General features: G+C 47.7%; 16 protein-coding genes. 8 read left to right on the top strand and 8 right to left on the bottom strand.

What is annotated here, in order from left to right; translation table 11 throughout:
- Positions 1 to 15: 15 nt before the first annotated feature.
- From pheA to gyrA, 3 genes are all read right to left on the bottom strand, one after another.
- A complete protein-coding gene (gene pheA / locus QZZ54_RS06545; RefSeq protein WP_290700522.1) occupies positions 16 to 1,116 on the bottom strand; it encodes a prephenate dehydratase in 1,101 nt (366 codons plus the stop codon).
- Between the two features lie 24 nt (positions 1,117 to 1,140).
- Positions 1,141 to 2,223, bottom strand: a complete 1,083-nt coding sequence (serC, locus tag QZZ54_RS06540) for a 3-phosphoserine/phosphohydroxythreonine transaminase (protein ID WP_290700519.1) — start codon at positions 2,221 to 2,223, stop codon at positions 1,141 to 1,143.
- A gap of 85 nt (positions 2,224 to 2,308) precedes the next feature.
- Complete coding sequence (gene gyrA, locus QZZ54_RS06535; RefSeq protein WP_290700516.1) at positions 2,309 to 4,960, bottom strand: DNA gyrase subunit A; 2,652 nt, start codon at positions 4,958 to 4,960, stop codon at positions 2,309 to 2,311.
- Between the two features lie 244 nt (positions 4,961 to 5,204).
- Between gyrA and ubiG the strand changes: the two genes are divergently transcribed.
- The 3 genes from ubiG to QZZ54_RS06520 are packed head-to-tail and all read left to right on the top strand — an operon-like array spanning position 5,205 to position 7,377.
- A complete protein-coding gene (gene ubiG / locus QZZ54_RS06530; protein ID WP_290700513.1) occupies positions 5,205 to 5,930 on the top strand; it encodes a bifunctional 2-polyprenyl-6-hydroxyphenol methylase/3-demethylubiquinol 3-O-methyltransferase UbiG in 726 nt (241 codons plus the stop codon).
- Between the two features lie 3 nt (positions 5,931 to 5,933).
- Positions 5,934 to 6,614, top strand: a complete 681-nt coding sequence (locus tag QZZ54_RS06525) for an HAD-IA family hydrolase (RefSeq protein WP_290700510.1) — start codon at positions 5,934 to 5,936, stop codon at positions 6,612 to 6,614.
- Positions 6,615 to 6,636: 22 nt separating this feature from the next.
- Positions 6,637 to 7,377 carry a YciK family oxidoreductase gene (locus tag QZZ54_RS06520; protein WP_290700507.1) on the top strand — a complete coding sequence of 247 codons (741 nt, stop codon included), beginning with the start codon at positions 6,637 to 6,639 and terminating at the stop codon, positions 7,375 to 7,377.
- Between the two features lie 66 nt (positions 7,378 to 7,443).
- Here QZZ54_RS06520 and rluB read toward each other — a convergent pair whose 3' ends face one another.
- The 4 genes from rluB to QZZ54_RS06500 all read right to left on the bottom strand — a co-directional run bounded on the left by rluB (position 7,444) and on the right by QZZ54_RS06500 (position 10,390).
- On the bottom strand, positions 7,444 to 8,289 hold the full coding sequence (rluB, locus tag QZZ54_RS06515) for a 23S rRNA pseudouridine(2605) synthase RluB (protein WP_290700503.1): 846 nt from the start codon (positions 8,287 to 8,289) through the stop codon (positions 7,444 to 7,446).
- Positions 8,290 to 8,401: 112 nt separating this feature from the next.
- Positions 8,402 to 8,788: an H-NS family nucleoid-associated regulatory protein gene (locus tag QZZ54_RS06510; protein ID WP_290700499.1), complete on the bottom strand. Its 387-nt coding sequence runs from the start codon at positions 8,786 to 8,788 to the stop codon at positions 8,402 to 8,404.
- Positions 8,789 to 8,879: 91 nt separating this feature from the next.
- Positions 8,880 to 9,497 (bottom strand): L-threonylcarbamoyladenylate synthase, encoded by a 618-nt coding sequence (locus QZZ54_RS06505; protein WP_290700496.1) that lies wholly within the window; start codon positions 9,495 to 9,497, stop codon positions 8,880 to 8,882.
- 50 nt (positions 9,498 to 9,547) lie between these two features.
- A complete protein-coding gene (locus QZZ54_RS06500) occupies positions 9,548 to 10,390 on the bottom strand; it encodes a PHP domain-containing protein (RefSeq protein WP_290700493.1) in 843 nt (280 codons plus the stop codon).
- Between the two features lie 71 nt (positions 10,391 to 10,461).
- Between QZZ54_RS06500 and QZZ54_RS06495 the strand changes: the two genes are divergently transcribed.
- From QZZ54_RS06495 to QZZ54_RS06475, 5 genes are all read left to right on the top strand, one after another.
- Positions 10,462 to 11,025 (top strand): septation protein A, encoded by a 564-nt coding sequence (locus QZZ54_RS06495; RefSeq protein ID WP_290700491.1) that lies wholly within the window; start codon positions 10,462 to 10,464, stop codon positions 11,023 to 11,025.
- A 10-nt stretch (positions 11,026 to 11,035) separates the two neighbouring features.
- Positions 11,036 to 11,335: a YciI family protein gene (locus tag QZZ54_RS06490; protein WP_290700488.1), complete on the top strand. Its 300-nt coding sequence runs from the start codon at positions 11,036 to 11,038 to the stop codon at positions 11,333 to 11,335.
- A 123-nt stretch (positions 11,336 to 11,458) separates the two neighbouring features.
- Positions 11,459 to 12,076: an OmpA family protein gene (locus QZZ54_RS06485; RefSeq protein WP_290700485.1), complete on the top strand. Its 618-nt coding sequence runs from the start codon at positions 11,459 to 11,461 to the stop codon at positions 12,074 to 12,076.
- A 110-nt stretch (positions 12,077 to 12,186) separates the two neighbouring features.
- Positions 12,187 to 12,618 (top strand): DsrE family protein, encoded by a 432-nt coding sequence (locus QZZ54_RS06480; protein ID WP_290700482.1) that lies wholly within the window; start codon positions 12,187 to 12,189, stop codon positions 12,616 to 12,618.
- On the top strand, positions 12,615 to 12,971 hold the full coding sequence (locus tag QZZ54_RS06475) for a rhodanese-like domain-containing protein (RefSeq protein ID WP_290700480.1): 357 nt from the start codon (positions 12,615 to 12,617) through the stop codon (positions 12,969 to 12,971). The genes QZZ54_RS06480 and QZZ54_RS06475 overlap by 4 nt, the downstream gene beginning before the upstream one ends.
- A gap of 343 nt (positions 12,972 to 13,314) precedes the next feature.
- Here QZZ54_RS06475 and purL read toward each other — a convergent pair whose 3' ends face one another.
- Entirely contained in the window at positions 13,315 to 17,217 is a 3,903-nt protein-coding gene (gene purL, locus QZZ54_RS06470) for a phosphoribosylformylglycinamidine synthase (RefSeq protein ID WP_290700477.1), read from the bottom strand.
- Between the last annotated feature and the right edge of the window lie 25 nt (positions 17,218 to 17,242).

Raw genomic sequence — 17,242 nt, 5'->3', positions numbered from 1 at the left:
TAGATTGATTCCTGGTCAGAGTACAGCTACCGGATAAGAACCCAATATTTTAAGTTCTACTGTGTCCGACTCCAACTCCTGCAATACTTTCTGTATATGCGAGTTTGCTGAATGCCCCTGAAAATCAATATAAAAAACTGAATGGGAGCTTTCTGCACTGGCAGGACGGGTTTCAATGCCGGTAAGGCTAATTTCGTGTTTATGAAAGTGCTCAAGAAGCTCGTAAAGCGCGCCAGCCTTATCCCGGACAGTAACCAGAATAGAGGTTTTGTCCTGGCCGCTTTCGCCTACATCCTGATCACCGATAATCAGATAGCGGGTGCTATTATCTGACTGATCATCAATGTTTTTTGAAACAATATTTAACTGATAAAGATCTGCAGCCAGTTCGCTGGCGATAGCTGCTGCACCCGGACCTTGCTGCAACGCCATGCGCGCTGCTTCAGAATTACTGCTGACAGGCACTCGCTCAGCAGAGAGGAAATGATTATCCAGCCAGCTTCGACACTGCGACAGCGTCTGTTGAGGCGAATATATATGAGTAATGCCGTCCAGCCCTTCGGCACCTGCACGAAGCAAGTGATGATGAATATTCAGTTTCACTTCCCCGCAGATCGTCAGCTGAAAGCGTTTAAACAGATCCAGGGTATGGCCGACCATTCCTTCAGAAGAATTTTCAATCGGCACCACACCATAATGCGCACCACCGGCTTCAACTTCGCGGAAGACTTCATCACTATTGCTAAATGGAATACAGTGAGCCGAATGACCAAAATGTTTACTGGCAGCCTGCTGAGTAAAATTCCCTTCTGGACCTAGAAAAGCAACATGCATCGGCTTTTCAAGAGCTAGGCAAACCGACATCACCTCACGGAATAACCGAGCAACTTCCTTATCCGCCAGCGGACCCTCGTTTCGCGCCATAACACGGCGCAGAACCTGAGCCTCACGTTCAGGACGATAAAACACCGCGTCCTGCGGGCCTTGATGCTTTTCCTTAACTTCCGCAACTTCCTGCGCGCAACGGGCACGGTCGTTCAACAGTTGATGAATCTGTTTATCGATTGAATCGATCTGATCGCGCAGAACCTTAAGCTCTTTTTCCTGATCACTCATTCTAACGACCTCTGCAATTTCGGCTCAGCCGTGACGTTGTGAAAAATCCTGCATAAATGCGATCAAAGCATCTACACCCGCTTCAGGTACAGCATTATAGATACTCGCCCGCATACCACCAACAGACCTATGGCCTGGGAGATTCAGCAAGCCCTTTTCTTCCGCCTCAACGAGAAACTGTTTATCCAAATCCGCGTTAGCCAGAATAAAAGGTACATTCATCCAGGAGCGAGCATTATGCGTCACAGGATTTGAGTAAAACGGATTTTCATCAATTACCGCGTAAAGCTTCTCCGCCTTACGACGATTAACTTTAGTAATCGCCTCAACGCCACCCTGAGCTTTCAACCACTTAAACACCAAACCTGCCAGATACCAACCATAGGTCGGTGGGGTGTTAACCATAGAACCCGCATCGGCGGTCATTTTGTAGTCATACAATGATGGCGTGCCTGCCAATGTATCGCCAAGCAGGTCTTCCCGAACAATAACCACCGTCAGACCAGCCGGGCCAATATTTTTTTGCGCGCCAGCATAGATCATTCCAAAACGGCTCACATCAATCGGACGTGACAATATATTAGAAGAGAGATCGGCTACCAGCGGTACATCACCGGTTTCTGGAATATAGTCAAACTCGACACCCCGAATCGTCTCATTCGGAGTGTAATGCAGGTAGGCAGCATTTGGATTGAGCTTTAACTCATCCTGTCGTGGAGCACTGGTAAAGTTATTCTCTTCTGAGGTAGCAACCACATTTACTTCACAGTAACGTGATGCTTCTTTAATCGCTTTTTTAGACCAGTCACCGGTATTGATATAGTCTGCCGTGTTTTTACCACGCAGCAGGTTCATCGGAATCATACTGAACTGGCTGCTAGCGCCACCCTGCATAAACAGAACCTTATAGTTATCAGGTATCTGCATCAGATCACGCAGATCCTGTTCTGCCTCTTCAGCCACGCCAACAAACTCGCTACTACGATGGCTCATTTCCATAATGGAAAGTCCCAGACCGTGCCAGTCAAGAAGTTCTTCCTGAGCCTGCTTTAATACATCTACCGGTAACGCAGAAGGTCCGGCGCTGAAATTATAATTACGTGTCATTTGGAATATTCTGTAAAAAATTCTGTAAAACTGTCAGAGAGAACTGTGCGACCCGGGCCGCACAGACTCTCAAACTTACGGATGATTACTCTTCGGTATCATCTTCTGATGGTTCAGACGCCTGATCCGCTGCAGACTCAGGCACTGAAGCAACGTCACCTTCTTCGCCTTCAACAACTTCACCTTCGATCAGATCATCTTCAGACTCTTCAGGCTCTTCGATCCGTGCAACACCTACCAGATTTTCATCATCGGCCACCCGAATCACTCGTACGCCCTGGGTATTACGACCCAATACCGAAATCTCTTCACCGCGGGTACGAACCAATGTGCCCTGATCACTGATCAGCATCACATCATCGCCTTCAAACATCTGCACTGCACCGATCAGCTCACCGTTACGGTCTGTACATTGCATCGCAATCACCCCCTGACCGCCGCGACCATAGGTCGGGAAATCAGTAATCGCAGTCTGCTTGCCAAAACCATTAATACTAGTGGTCAGAATTCGGCCATCTTCCTGCGGAATGATCAGCGAGATAACCTTGGCATCGTTCTGCAGTTTAATACCACGAACACCACGAGCTGTCCGGCCCATAGGCCGCACATCATCCTCAGGGAAACGGATCGATTTACCCTGACTGGAAACCAGCATAACCTCAGCGGTACCATCAGTAATCGCAGCGCCAATCAGGGTATCACCCTCATCCAGAGCTAGCGCGATAAGTCCGGTAGAGCGCGGCCGTGAGAAATTCGTCAACGGCGTCTTCTTCACCGTGCCATCAGCGGTTGCCATAAACACATAGTGTTCATCGGCATACTCATTCACAGGTAGTATGGTGGTGATACGTTCATTTTCCTGCAACGGCAGGATATTGATAATTGGCCGGCCTCTGGCTGCACGGCTCGCTTGCGGGATTTCATACACTTTCAGCCAGAACACTTTACCCATATTGGTAAAGCAGAGAATAGTGTCATGGGTGCTAGCGATCAGCAGCTTTTCAATGAAGTCTTCATCTTTAACCGCGGTAGCAGATTTACCCTTACCACCACGTCGCTGCGCCTGATACATAGTCAGAGGCTGAGTTTTCGCATAACCACCATGGGAGATAGTGACAACCATATCTTCTTCGGCGATCAAATCAGCTACGGTGAAGTCCTGCTGGGATGCGATAACGTCTGTGCGACGCTCATCGCCATACTCTTCGACAATTATTTCAAGCTCTTCGCGGATAACTTCCATCAAACGCTCAGCACTGTTCAGGATAGCCAGAAGCTCAGCAATACGCTCCAGCAACTCACGGTATTCAGCAATCAGCTTGTCGTGTTCTAGACCGGTCAGGCGGTGCAGACGCAGCTCAAGAATAGCTTGCGCCTGTGCAGGTGACAGATGATAGATCCCATCATGCATACCGTACTGAGCTTCAAGATCCTCTGGACGACAAGCATTCTCTCCCGCCCGGGATAGCATCTCAGTCACATCACCCGGCTGCCATGGAGTAGCAATCAATCGTTCTTTAGCTTCAGCGGGTGTAGGAGAGCCTTTAATCATCTCGATTACGGCATCAATGTTGGCCAGCGCGATCGCCAGACCTTCAAGTATATGGCCTCGTTCCCGAGCTTTGCGCAGTAAGTAAACCGTACGACGGGTAACCACTTCGCGGCGATGACGAACAAAGCATTCCAGAATGGTTTTCAGATCAAGGGTACGCGGCTGGCCATCGACCAGCGCAACCATATTGATACCGAACACGTTCTGCAGCTGAGTTTGAATAAAGAGGTTATTGACTACAACCTCAGATACTTCACCCTTGCGAAGCTCTATAACGATACGCATGCCATCCTTATCGGACTCATCACGCAGCTCGGTTATTCCTTCTAATTTTTTATCTTTAACCAGCTCAGCGATCTTTTCGATCAAGCGAGCTTTGTTAACCTGATAAGGGATCTCAGTAAAGATAATCGACTCTTTACCATTCTTATCATTGGTTTCTATGTGATATTTAGCACGTATATAGATCCGGCCTCGACCGGTCTGATATGCCTGAAGAATACCAGCACGACCATTGATAATGGCGCCGGTTGGAAAATCTGGCGCGGGGATATAGTGCATCAACTCATCAATGGTGAGATCGGGATTATCGATCAGAGCGATACAACCACGTACCACTTCACTCAAATTATGAGGAGGGATATTGGTCGCCATACCTACGGCGATACCAGCAGAACCATTAACCAGCAAAGTCGGAACTTTAGTTGGCAGCACTTCTGGGATGTGCTCGGTTCCATCATAGTTAGGAACGAAATCTACCGTTTCTTTATCGAGATCTGCCAACAGCTCGTGGGAGATCTTCGCCATACGGATCTCGGTATAACGCATTGCTGCAGCAGAGTCACCATCGACCGAACCGAAGTTACCCTGACCGTCGACCAGCATATAACGCATCGAGAATGGCTGAGCCATCCGCACGATAGTATCGTAAACCGCACTATCACCGTGGGGGTGATACTTACCGATTACGTCACCTACCACACGGGCAGATTTCTTATATGCTTTATTCCAGTCGTTACCCAGCTCGCTCATCGCGAATAACACCCGACGGTGTACCGGTTTAAGACCATCTCGTACGTCTGGTAACGCACGCCCTACGATCACGCTCATTGCGTAATCCAGATATGACTGCTTCAGTTCATCTTCGATGTTAACTGGCAGAATCTCTCTGGCTAAATCACCCATAATAGCTCTGGCTATCCTTGAATCTGACTGCTGAGAATTTAGTGGCCCAACTCGCCCTAAAAGCGGTGAACCTTAAGCGCCCGAGTATACCATAAAGAAGCCGTAATACTCCCGTAAAATTAAGGTGTTGCCCCCCTACATCCAAGTTCTTTTCAGAACCGCAGCAGACATCCTGTATTCGCTCCGTTAGCGATGTTAGAATGTCGCACAATTTCTACCAGACACTAGCCTTTGGCAGCATAATATGACTGATTCCCAGAACAATACCGGCGCAAACATTGACCCTCAGGAAATTGCTAAATTTGAAGAACTAGCGAGTCGGTGGTGGGACCGAGAAAGTGAATTTAAACCTCTGCATGACATCAACCCCTTAAGAGTTGATTTTATCGACCAGCTTGCATCACTAAATGGCAAGAAAATACTTGATGTTGGCTGTGGCGGCGGAATTCTGTCAGAAGCAATGGCCCATCGCGGCGCAGAAGTCACCGGCATCGACATGGGCGAAGCCCCACTTAAAGTTGCCAAGCTTCATGGCCTGGAAAGCGGGGTCAGCGTGTCTTACCGACAAATAACCGTTGAAGAACTCGCAATGGAGCAACCAGGAAGCTACGACATCGTCACCTGCATGGAGATGATGGAGCACGTACCCGACCCCTCCTCTATCGTGGACGCTTGCAGCCAACTGGTAAAACCCGGTGGCCATGTATTTTTCTCAACCCTCAATCGAAACCCCAAAAGCTACATGATGGCAATTGTCGGCGCTGAGTACCTACTGAAGCTAGTACCTAAGGGTACCCATGATTTCAAGAAATTTATCCGTCCATCAGAGCTGGCTAGCTGGATTCGCCAAAGCGGACTGCAAAGCAAAAAAATCACCGGCTTAACATACAACCCGCTAAGCAAAAGCTACAAACTTAACGACCAAGATGTCGACGTAAACTACATGGTTGCTACCCGGAAGCCAGGATAAACCATGAACCACCCTCTGCCAGCTGCCGTCCTATTTGATCTGGACGGCACTCTGATCGATACTGCCGCTGATTTCCACTATGTAATCAACCTACTATTGGCAGAGCATCAGCAGCCCCCCATGAGCTACAAACTCCTTCGCGAGCAGGTATCTAATGGCGCTCGAGCAATGGTTAGTGCTGCCTTTAACATTGAAGAGCAGAATCCTGAATTCGCAGCACTTCTCAAACGCATGCTGGACCTTTATTTACAGCACTTAACAACCAAAACTAAACCCTTCCCGGGTATCACAGAACTACTGAACTGGCTTGGAGATAAACAGATCCCCTGGGGCATCGTCACCAATAAGCCGGAAGTTTATACCACCCCTATCATGCAAGGGTTAAACTTTCACCCAGCCGCCAGCACTGTTATCTGCCCGGATCACGTCAGTGAAAAGAAACCCCATCCGGAAGCATTATTCCTGGCCTGTAAAGAGCTAGGCGTTGAACCCGGAAAAACGGTCTATATCGGCGATCATCGTCGTGACATCGAAGCCGGCCTCAGAGCAGGCATGCAAACGATTGCCGTCAGCTATGGCTATCTGGATCAAGGGGAAGACATTAACAGCTGGAACAGCCATTTCCAGACAGATCATGCGAAGAACATTCGCCCGATCCTGGAAACAATCTACAGCCACGACTAAGCCAAACAGTAAAGGAGCACCTATGTTCGACTATCAGGCACCGGAAAATCTTCTTCAGGGCAAAATAATTCTGGTTACCGGCGCCGGCGAAGGCATCGGACGAGCGGCTGCGTTGAGCTACGCAGCACACGGAGCAACCGTCATTCTATTAGGACGAACAGAAGAGAAACTAGACGCTATTTACGATCAGATAGAAGCCGCAGGTTATCCACAGCCCGCAACCGTCACCCTGAATCTGGAAACGGCCGGCGAAACCGACTTCGATAACCTGGCCGCTACACTGGAACAAGAGTTCGGCAGACTAGACGGCATCCTGCACAATGCCAGCATTGTTGGACTTCGCACTCCAATTGAAAGTTACGACCCAACGGTTTGGCAGCAAGTCATGCAGGTAAACGTCAACAGTACCTTTATGCTGACTCAAGCCCTACTATCACTAACTGAAAGCTCTGAAGACGCGTCCGTAATCTTTACCTCATCCAGCGTTGGCCGGACCGGCAAAGCGTTCTGGGGGGCTTATGCGGTTTCCAAGTTCGCCACGGAAGGGATGATGCAAGTTCTGGCTGATGAACTAGAGCACAATCCGAACATTCGAATCAACGCCATCAACCCTGGTGCAACCCGAACCAATATGCGAGCCAGCGCCTACCCCGCTGAAAATCCGATGGACAACCCGGCTCCAGCTGAAATTATGCCGTTATATCTATACCTCATGGGGCGCGACAGCCGTACCCTGAACGGCAAGTCCCTCAACGCCCAGTAAGCACCCGATATAAAAAAACGCAGCTTAAGCTGCGTTTTTTTGTATCACTAGATAATCATGAACAGATCAACGGTCAGAACGCTTCGGCCCAACCTCTCGACGAGTCCGCTGTCGACGTACACGACGATCCGCTTCCTCAGCCTCTTTCACTGTCGGCGCTTTATTCTTTTTCTGCTTCATATCCAACATACTCGAAAGCATATTGATCTCTTTTTGTGACAACTCTTTCCAATGACCAGCTTTCACTTCACTCGGCAAAAAGAACGGCCCATATCGAACCCGCTTCAATCGACTGACCTGAACATCCTGTGATTCCCAGAGTCGTCGCACTTCACGGTTTCGGCCTTCCATGATGCAGACGTGATACCACTTGTTAGCGCCATCTCCATCAAAGAACTGCACATCAGAAAAACGCGCCATACCATCATCAAGCAGCACACCCGCCTTAAGCCGGGCGATCATCGCCTCGTCCACATTACCCAGAACCCGCACTGCGTATTCCCGATCAATATTTGCAGAAGGGTGCATCAGGTTATTCGCCAACTCACCATCGGTAGTAAACAACAACAAACCGGAGGTATTGATATCCAGACGACCGACCGCGATCCAGCGCCCTTGCTTCAAAGGCGGCAAGTGATCAAACACCGTCGCTCTACCTTCAGGATCGTGACGGGTCGCAATCTCACCTAAAGGCTTATTGTAGACCAACACTTTACGATCGCTATCCCGATCGAACACCATTTTATGTGGTCGCCCGTCGACCTCTACCGCATCCCGAATCGAGATTCTGTCGCCGAGCGTTGCCACCTGATCGTTTACTGAAATACGACCAGCTTCAATCCAACGTTCCATCTCACGACGTGAACCCAATCCGGAACGCGCCAAAACTTTTTGCAGTTTTTCGTCAATCATCGACGCATCCTCGTATGAATTTTTATTTATAAAACTCTGTATATATGAAAAACAAAAAAGCTCTTCGATAGAGCATCGAAGAGCTTTTCTTAATTCTACCGGAAAACGCTTATTAAATTAAGCAATCTTCCTTAGTTTTCCCTGCTGCAAATGCCGCCTGAAAAGCAGCCGGCGTACGACCACGACCAGACCACTGATGCAGCTCACCATTTTCGTCAGTTACCTGATACTTAGGGGCAACTTTCTTCTTAACAGGCGCATCAACCAACGTCATCAGATCATTCAGATCCACACCAGCTTCCAGCATACTCTGCTTAATCGCTTCAATCTTCTCTAGGCGCTCCTGTTCATTTGCTAACAGCGCATTTTCTTGCTCAAGCTTCTCTTCCAGAATCTCGTTAAGATCAGCGATCGCTTTTTCAATATCAGCGCTAGCCAATACCTGGCACTGTTTACGAAGAGAGTTCTTTCGAGTTAAAAGTTTTACAAAATCGGTCATTATTAATCACCAACAAAAAAGGGTTTGGGGAACAAAAAGGAATTATTGTTTAATAATTATTATTTTTCAATGAAAATAAAAAAATTAATTATTAAAAGGTAGAAATATCACCGGCCCCTTCACGAATAACAACTGGCACATCATCTACCAAATTAATAACCGATGTCGCCTCCATTCCGCAATAACCCCCATCAATAACAAGATCAACCTCATGCTGCAAAACATCCCGAATCTCATAAGGGTCTGTTAAAGGAAGCTCTTCACCTGGCATTATTAATGACGTACTCATGATAGGCTCACCTAATGCTTCCATTATATGTAGCGCTATATTATTTTCCGGAATCCTCAATCCAATGGTTCGCCTTTTAGGATGCAATAAACGTCGCGGAACCTCCGTCGTCGCATTCAATATAAAGGTGTATGCACCCGGCGTATGAGCCTTCAACAAACGATAAACAGAATTATCAACTTTAGCATAGGTACCAATTTCTGATAGATCCCGGCAAACCAGTGTAAAGTTATGTTTATCATCTAATTTACGAATACGCTTTATTTTTTCCAGCGCAGACTTGTCACCTAAATGACAACCCAGTGCATAGGCACAATCAGTAGGATAAACAACTACCCCACCCTTCTTGATTATATCAACAGCCTGACTAATCAGCCGCTGCTGAGGATTATCCGGATGAATCTGAAAAAACTGGCTCACAATAAAACCTTTTACTAAAATATATAAGAGTAATTCTACTTAATTACAGGTTAATGCTGAAGCAATTTAGAGAGTACGTGAGCATTATTACTGCTATAACCTGGATACTTTCCAATAGCGGTCCAGTGAAACTGTTTTTTGTGGAAGTCGCTACCAGCAGATATCATCATTTCATACTTAGTCGCCAATTTATCTAGCTGTAAAGTATGACCCGATTCAATTCCAGGATAACTAATTTCAATTGCATCCCCTCCCTGCTCGTTAAAGCTTTCAATCATTATCCGCACCTTAGTAAAGGTCATATTATATTTTGTTGGGTGAGCCAAAACAGCCACTCCTCCCGACTGGCGTATAATATTAATTCCCTGCTCCATAGTCGGCCACTCTACTTTTACATCGCCAACTTTTCCTGCGCCCAGATAACGATTAAAAGCCTGTGCTTCGTTATTAACCACTCCAGCTTCAACCATCGCCTGTGCAAAATGAGGCCGACCAATCTGACCTGTACCCGCTAACTCAATCACTCTTGGAAGAAGATCTGGAATGTTACGTTTGACCAATTTCTGTGCAATTAGACCCGCTCTTTCCAACCTAAGCTTATCCAGCCCCTGCAGATACTCACCTAATAAAGAGTCGGTTTCATCAAATCCAAGCCCGATGATATGAACCATACCTCGCCCCCAGCCACAAGTCAGCTCAGCACCAGACAACACCTTAACAGAGCTATCCACAGCAGCCGCTCTGAGCTCCTGAACACCAGCTACTGTATCGTGATCGGTCAGAGCAAACACTTTTACCCCTCGTTCAGCAGCAATCTGTAGTAACTCAGCAGGCGTAAGTTCTCCGTCTGAGTAGCAGGAATGACAATGAAGGTCACTATAAGGCAATTCCACACCGTCTCCGGGTTTATAACTTAACTCGCTCACTCTATAATCAACCCACTTCTAACTACTAAAATGTTGTCATGAAACTACTTTTAGATTTTCTGCCGGTTATTATCTTCTTTATTGTCTACAAAAGCACCGACGATATTATTTTGGCAACCGCCATTCTCATTCCTGCCACTCTTGTACAGATACTCTACACCTGGATCAAGACCCATAAGATAGAGATGATTCAACTGGTGACTCTAGGGCTAGTCGTAGTACTAGGCGGGGCCACTATTATTTTTCAAGACAAGACTTTTATTCAATGGAAACCCACCGTGGTTACCTGGCTATTTGCAGTAGCATTTCTTGGCAGCCAGTTCATTGGCGATAAAACCATCATACAGAGGTTAATGGCAGGCGCTATTGAGATGCCTGCACAGGCATGGAAGCAATTGAATATAGCCTGGATAGTTTTCTATCTCATACTAGGGGCAATAAACCTGTACGTAGCCTACACTATGAGCGAAGAGACGTGGGTTAACTTCAAACTATTTGGCATGTTAGGACTGACTGTGGTTTTTATCTTGCTACAAGGTTTCTATATATCAAAGCATATTGAACCTGATGCGAACGAAAGCAATAACGAAAACGAAAATTAGGGATTAAAGAATGTTCTACGCCATTATCAGCGAAGATAAGCCCGGCACGCTGGAGCAACGTCTGTCAGCCCGACCTGAGCACTTAGCACGCCTTGTAGCACTACGCGATGAAGGCCGCCTTCTAGTCGCAGGGCCGCACCCGGCAATCGACAGCGAAGACCCAGGTCCTGCTGGCTTTACGGGCAGTTTGGTTATCGCAGAATTCACCTCTCTTGAGCAAGCCCAAAGCTGGGCCGACAAAGATCCGTATATTAATGCGGGTGTTTATCAACAAGTGGTGGTAAAACCATACAAAAAAGTTTTACCATAGTGTCGCTTTTTAGGCTTTAATTCCTGTATGAGGGATGCTCAGAGTCGCTCTGTTTAACTTAGGTTCAGGTTGAACTGGTATAAATAGCTACACTAGACAATGAATACACAAATAAGGATGTATATGATGAAGAAACTTGCACTCACAACAGCTCTGGCTCTGACAATGGGAATTTCTGCAGCAGCTCAGGCACACCCTAACCACGCAGGTTACGCTACCAACTCTGCCGACACCGTCTGGAAAACAGGATACGGTGAGTGCTGGCAGACCGGCTACTGGAGTGAAGACGACAAAACCGTAGAGTGTGGCGCAGATGCAAAAGCACCAGCACCGGAACCAACTCCAGCACCAACAATGGTCATGAAGATGATTGATGCTGAAGAAAGTCACATCATTCACTTTGCTTCCGACAGCAGCGAAGTAACTAATGTAAGCGCTATCGTAAGCTATGTTGGTTCACTGGCTAAGTTGAGCTCTATTGAATTGAAAGGCTATACCGACTCTGTTGGTAGCAGCGCATATAACGATGCTCTTTCTCAGCGTCGCGTAGAAGCTGTTGATGCTGCACTGACTGCTGCTGGTATCGATACTAACGGTAAAGTAGTATCTCACTCATATGGTGAAGCAAACCCAGTTAAAGAATGTACAGATGCTGGCGCTTCACGTCAGAGCTGCCTGGCTGAGAACCGTCGCGTAGAAGTAACTATCAATGGTCAGAAGCAGATCCACGTTCAGCAGTAATATCTGCTAATAACTTTCTGTTAATACAACAGTAAAGTCTAATATAAACCGGTGCCGGCAGTATCCTATACTGCAGGTACCGGTTTTTTTTGTATTGCGAAGTAATTACCATGAAAGTAACAACCCTGCTACTGAGCTGTTTATTGCTAACCTCAGCCTTTAACTGCTCAGCTGAACAATATCCATTCCAGAAAGTGGTCTACCACGTCAACTATCATGACGAGAGCAGAATCAACGAAACTCTGGTAAACGTCTCCAACCACCTCGAAGCCCTGGGCGACGACAATATTGATATCAAAGTAATGGTTCACGGAAAAGCGGTCGAATTTCTTATGGAAGCCGTCGAGGATGACGGAAAGCAGATCCAGTTAGATGCGTTACGATTACGGGGAGTTCAGTTTCTAGTCTGTGGTAACACCCTGAACGGATACAACATTACCTACGAAGATCTTTATGAAGTCGAAACAGAAGATGTGGTACAGGCAGGCCTTCCCGCAATCGTCGACCTGCAACAAAAAGGTTATATATACGTCCGCCCATGAATAGGCTATCAAACCTACCTGACTGGTTAAGCTGGCTGCCTCTGGGGAAAGTCCCCTCTATTCATCCGGAGCAAGCAGTACTATCCATCAGCCAATACTTATTTGTCGATGTACGCACTCGTCAAGAATACCAAAAAAGTCACATATCTGGCGCAATATCCCTCCCTCTCCACCAGCTTAGCAGCGCCCGTATCAAGCAACTACCTGGTGACAAGCCCATTATTTGCATCTGCCTGTCAGCCCATCGCAGCAAGCCCGCCACTCGCAAACTTATAAAAGCAGGACTGGACACTCGAGAACTTGAGGGAGGCATGCTGGCTTGGTGGAAACTTAAACTCCCTACGGAAAAATAATTGCTGCTCGTTGCTCGTTGCTCGTTGCTCGTTGCTCGTTGCTCGTTGCTCGTTGCTCGTTGCTCGTTGCTCGTTGCTCGTTGCTCGTTGCTCGTTGCTCGTTGCTCAGAATTATCATCCCCTGCCCAACCAACTCACCAACTTTCTTACAAAGTTTTAATCTATCTGGTATTTCTACCCTTAATAAAAAAGGTTTTTATCGAGCAACGAGCAAGTTGCGGTTTTTGCAACGATCGAACAACGAGCTACGGCGGTCAAGGCCTTTTGCAACATTCGAACTACGAGCTACAGCTCTTAAAAATAAAAAAGCGCCCGAAGGCGCTTTTTTTTATGAGTAGAACTATTAACCAACCCAAACACGGGCGTTACGGAACATCCGCATCCAGGCGCCATCCTCATCCCAATGATCGGGTGCCCAACTGTTAGTGACTGCACGGAATACTCGCTCAGGGTGGGGCATCATCAGGGTAACCCGGCCATCAGCAGAGGCAATACCGGTGATACCATCGGGTGATCCGTTAGGGTTAGCCGGATAAGTTTCTGTTACCTTGCCAAAGTTATCCACATAACGCAGCGCAACTGCACCAGAATTTTCCAACGCCGTTAGCTGTGATTGACCGGTAAACTCAGCTCGCCCCTCACCGTGCGCAACTGCGATCGGTAAGCGAGAACCAGCCATCCCCTGAAGAAATACAGAGTTACTTTCCTGAACTTCAACCATCGCCACACGTGCTTCAAATTGCTCAGACATGTTACGTACAAAATGAGGCCAGTGTTCAGCACCCGGAATCAGCTCATGTAGGTTAGAGAGCATCTGACAACCATTACAGATACCCAATGCAAAAGTATCTTGCCGATTAAAGAACGCCTCGAACTGGCTACGTGCTGTAGCGTTAAACAGAATAGATTTAGCCCAGCCTTCGCCTGCGCCCAATACATCACCGTATGAGAAACCGCCACAGGCAACCAGACCTTTAAAGCGGTCCAGTTCTACCCGACCTTCAAGAATATCACTCATATGAACATCAACTGCAGCAAAACCGGCACGGTCAAAGGCAGCGCCCATTTCGATCTGCCCGTTTACACCCTGCTCTCGAATAATTGCCACTTCAGGACGAACACCTGATTCAATAAAGGGTGCAGCAACGTTGTCGTTCTGATCAAAGCTCAACTCTACATTCAGACCGGGATTTTCTTTCTCCAGTAGAACATCGAATTCCTGCTGAGCACATTCAGAGTTATCCCGCAGCGCCTGCATTCGGTATGACGTTTCGGCCCACCAGCGTTGTAATTGAATACGAGATTCCGCGTAGATCTCTTCATCATCAAAATGAATCCGCACTTCATCATCCAGATTCACAGAACCGATCACTTTAGTAATCTCACCCAGACCCGCAGCATTTAATTCAGTCAACACGGTTTGCAGATCATCGCGTTTAACCTGAACCACTGCACCCAGCTCTTCAGCAAACAATGCTGCTGCAAACTCAGAACTATCGGCTGACAGCATGTCCAGATTGATATCAACACCCACGTGTCCAGCAAACGCCATCTCGGCAACAGTGGTAAATAAACCGCCGTCTGACCGATCATGGTAGGCCAACAGCAAAGCCTGTTTATTCAGTTCCTGGATCGCACCGAAGAACGCCACCAACTGGCCCGCCTCGTCGACATCGGGTACATCCCGGCCTACTTCGCTATAAACCTGAGCCAGCGCTGACAGACCCAGACGATTCTTACCATTACCCAGATCCAATAAAATCAGATCAGTTTCACCTTGATCAGTACGAAGCTGAGGCGTCAGAGTCTTACGCACATCCGTAACCGGAGCAAAACCAGTAATTATCAGCGAGGTCGGTGCAGTAACCGATTTATCTTCACCGTTATCGTTCCAGACGGTACGCATAGACATAGAGTCCTTACCCACTGGAATGGTAATTCCCAGTTCTGGACAAAGCTCCATGCCGACTGCTTTTACCGTGTCATATAGCTTTTCATCTTCGCCCGGATGACCTGCAGCGCACATCCAGTTCGCAGACAATTTGATATCAATAATATCGTTAATCTGTACACCAGCCAGGTTAGTAACTGTTTCGCCTACAGCCATGCGACCAGAAGCGGGAGAATCAACCAGAGCCAGAGGAGTACGCTCACCCATCGCCATCGCTTCACCGGTATAAGTATCAAACGAAGCAGTAGTCACAGCACAGTCAGCCACCGGCACCTGCCAGGGACCGACCATCTGATCACGGGCGACCTGACCAGTAATCGAACGGTCACCAATGGTAATAAGGAAAGATTTAGAAGCCACGGCTGGAAGTTTCAGTACCCGCTCAACGGCCTCTTTAATATCAATAGAAGTTGCATCAAATGCGGGTACTTCGTAGCTGATACGTTGAACTGTACGGTGCATCTTTGGTGCTTTACCAAACAGCACGCTCATCGGCAGATCAACAGGTTTATTCTTGAAGTGAGTATCACCCAGTGTCAGATGCTCTTCTTCAATTGCGGTACCCACAACAGCATACGGGCAACGCTCGCGGGCGCAGATAGCTTCGAAACGTTGCATGTTTTCTGGATCAACCGCCAGAACATAACGCTCCTGAGCTTCGTTACACCAGATAGCCAGTGGTGACATACCCGGTTCGTCATTATTTACATTTCGCAGTTCAAAATCACCGCCGCAGCCACCATCTTTAACCAGCTCAGGGAAAGCGTTTGACAAGCCGCCCGCGCCAACATCATGGATAAAAGCAATTGGATTAGCATCGCCCTGCTGCCAGCACTGATCAATAACTTCCTGACAACGTCGTTCAAGCTCAGGGTTATCACGCTGTACAGAGGCAAAATCAAGATCTGCAGAGGAGGTGCCCGATGACATAGAAGAGGCTGCGCCACCACCCAGACCGATCTGCATAGCAGGCCCACCCAGACAGATAAGTTTTGCACCGGCAGAGATCTGCCCCTTATCTACATGGTCAGTTTTGATATTACCGAAACCACCAGCAATCATGATCGGCTTATGGTAACCACGCATCTCCTCACCCGCAGCACCATTCACCTGCTGCTCGAAAGTACGAAAGTAACCGTTCAGCGCCGGACGACCAAATTCGTTATTAAATGCCGCGCCACCTATAGGACCTTCAAGCATAATATCCAGTGCAGAAACAATCCGTTCAGGCTTACCATAATCCGACTCCCAAGGCTGAACAAAGCCAGGAATCTTCAGATCAGACACAGTAAAGCCAGTCAAACCCGCTTTCGGTTTAGAACCTTTACCGGTAGCACCCTCATCCCGAATTTCACCACCGGAACCGGTGGCAGCACCTGAATGAGGCGCAATGGCCGTTGGATGATTATGAGTTTCAACCTTGATCAGAATTTCGATACTTTCCTGATTGTAGCCATATTCTTTAGTGGCTGGATCAGGGTAGAAGCGCCCGGCTTCTGAGCCCACCATTACCGCAGCATTATCGGAATACGCGGATAGAATATTCTCACCACCCAACTCATTGGTATTTCGAATCATGGAAAACAGAGATTTATCCTGCGACTCTCCATCTATATCCCACGAAGCATTAAATATCTTATGACGGCAGTGCTCAGAGTTTGCCTGAGCAAACATCATCAACTCAATATCGGCAGGATTACGGCCCAGTGCGATAAAGCTATCCACCAGATAGTCAATCTCATCATCAGCCAGCGCCAACCCTAGCTCCGTGTTCGCCGTGACTAATGCACCCCGGCCACCCGCCAGTATATCGACCAGAGTCAGTGGTGCCGGCTGATCTACCCGAAACAACTCTGATGCATCATCAACAGTGTTCAGCGCAGCTTCAACCATCCGATCATGCAACTCAATTTTCAGCAGATTCAGCTCAGCATCGGTTAACGCCTGAGAAGACTGCACAAAATAGGCAGTTCCACGTTCCAGACGTTTAATGCTCTGCAAGCCGCAGTTCCGGGCGATATCAGTTGCTTTTGAAGACCAAGGAGAGATGGTTCCCGGACGGGGCACAACTAAAACCAATTGACCTGAAGGCTCTTCCACTTTAGCGTTAGGGCCGTAGCAAAGAATACGCTCCAGCGTGCTGTGCTCCTGATCGGAAAGACTCGTTTCCAGGTCGACGAAGTGCATATACTCACCGTAAACACCGGTGACATGAGCAATTCGGGATTTCAGGACAGACAGCAGCTTATCGTGACGAAAAGCAGAAAGAGCAGGCGCTCCACGCAGTACCAGCATGTTAGTTTCAAGCCTCTTGAGTATG

Origin of the sequence: Amphritea sp. (genome assembly GCF_016744155.1) — a bacterium.
Taxonomy (GTDB): Bacteria; Pseudomonadota; Gammaproteobacteria; order Pseudomonadales; family Balneatricaceae; genus Amphritea.
Note: the sequence above shows the minus strand (reverse complement) of the source record. Positions and strands in the feature narration are given on the sequence as shown.

What these genes read in the sequence shown, in the direction of transcription:
- serC (WP_290700519.1), bottom strand. Translation starts at nt 2,223, where the DNA reads ATGACACGTAATTATAATTTCAGCGCCGGACCTTCTGCGTTACCGGTA.
- QZZ54_RS06525 (WP_290700510.1), top strand. Translation starts at nt 5,934, where the DNA reads ATGAACCACCCTCTGCCAGCTGCCGTCCTATTTGATCTGGACGGCACT.
- QZZ54_RS06510 (WP_290700499.1), bottom strand. Translation starts at nt 8,788, where the DNA reads ATGACCGATTTTGTAAAACTTTTAACTCGAAAGAACTCTCTTCGTAAA.
- pheA (WP_290700522.1), bottom strand. Translation starts at nt 1,116, where the DNA reads ATGAGTGATCAGGAAAAAGAGCTTAAGGTTCTGCGCGATCAGATCGAT.
- QZZ54_RS06490 (WP_290700488.1), top strand. Translation starts at nt 11,036, where the DNA reads ATGTTCTACGCCATTATCAGCGAAGATAAGCCCGGCACGCTGGAGCAA.
- QZZ54_RS06475 (WP_290700480.1), top strand. Translation starts at nt 12,615, where the DNA reads ATGAATAGGCTATCAAACCTACCTGACTGGTTAAGCTGGCTGCCTCTG.
- QZZ54_RS06485 (WP_290700485.1), top strand. Translation starts at nt 11,459, where the DNA reads ATGATGAAGAAACTTGCACTCACAACAGCTCTGGCTCTGACAATGGGA.
- QZZ54_RS06520 (WP_290700507.1), top strand. Translation starts at nt 6,637, where the DNA reads ATGTTCGACTATCAGGCACCGGAAAATCTTCTTCAGGGCAAAATAATT.
- QZZ54_RS06495 (WP_290700491.1), top strand. Translation starts at nt 10,462, where the DNA reads ATGAAACTACTTTTAGATTTTCTGCCGGTTATTATCTTCTTTATTGTC.
- QZZ54_RS06480 (WP_290700482.1), top strand. Translation starts at nt 12,187, where the DNA reads ATGAAAGTAACAACCCTGCTACTGAGCTGTTTATTGCTAACCTCAGCC.
- purL (WP_290700477.1), bottom strand. Translation starts at nt 17,217, where the DNA reads ATGCTGGTACTGCGTGGAGCGCCTGCTCTTTCTGCTTTTCGTCACGAT.
- ubiG (WP_290700513.1), top strand. Translation starts at nt 5,205, where the DNA reads ATGACTGATTCCCAGAACAATACCGGCGCAAACATTGACCCTCAGGAA.
- rluB (WP_290700503.1), bottom strand. Translation starts at nt 8,289, where the DNA reads ATGATTGACGAAAAACTGCAAAAAGTTTTGGCGCGTTCCGGATTGGGT.
- gyrA (WP_290700516.1), bottom strand. Translation starts at nt 4,960, where the DNA reads ATGGGTGATTTAGCCAGAGAGATTCTGCCAGTTAACATCGAAGATGAA.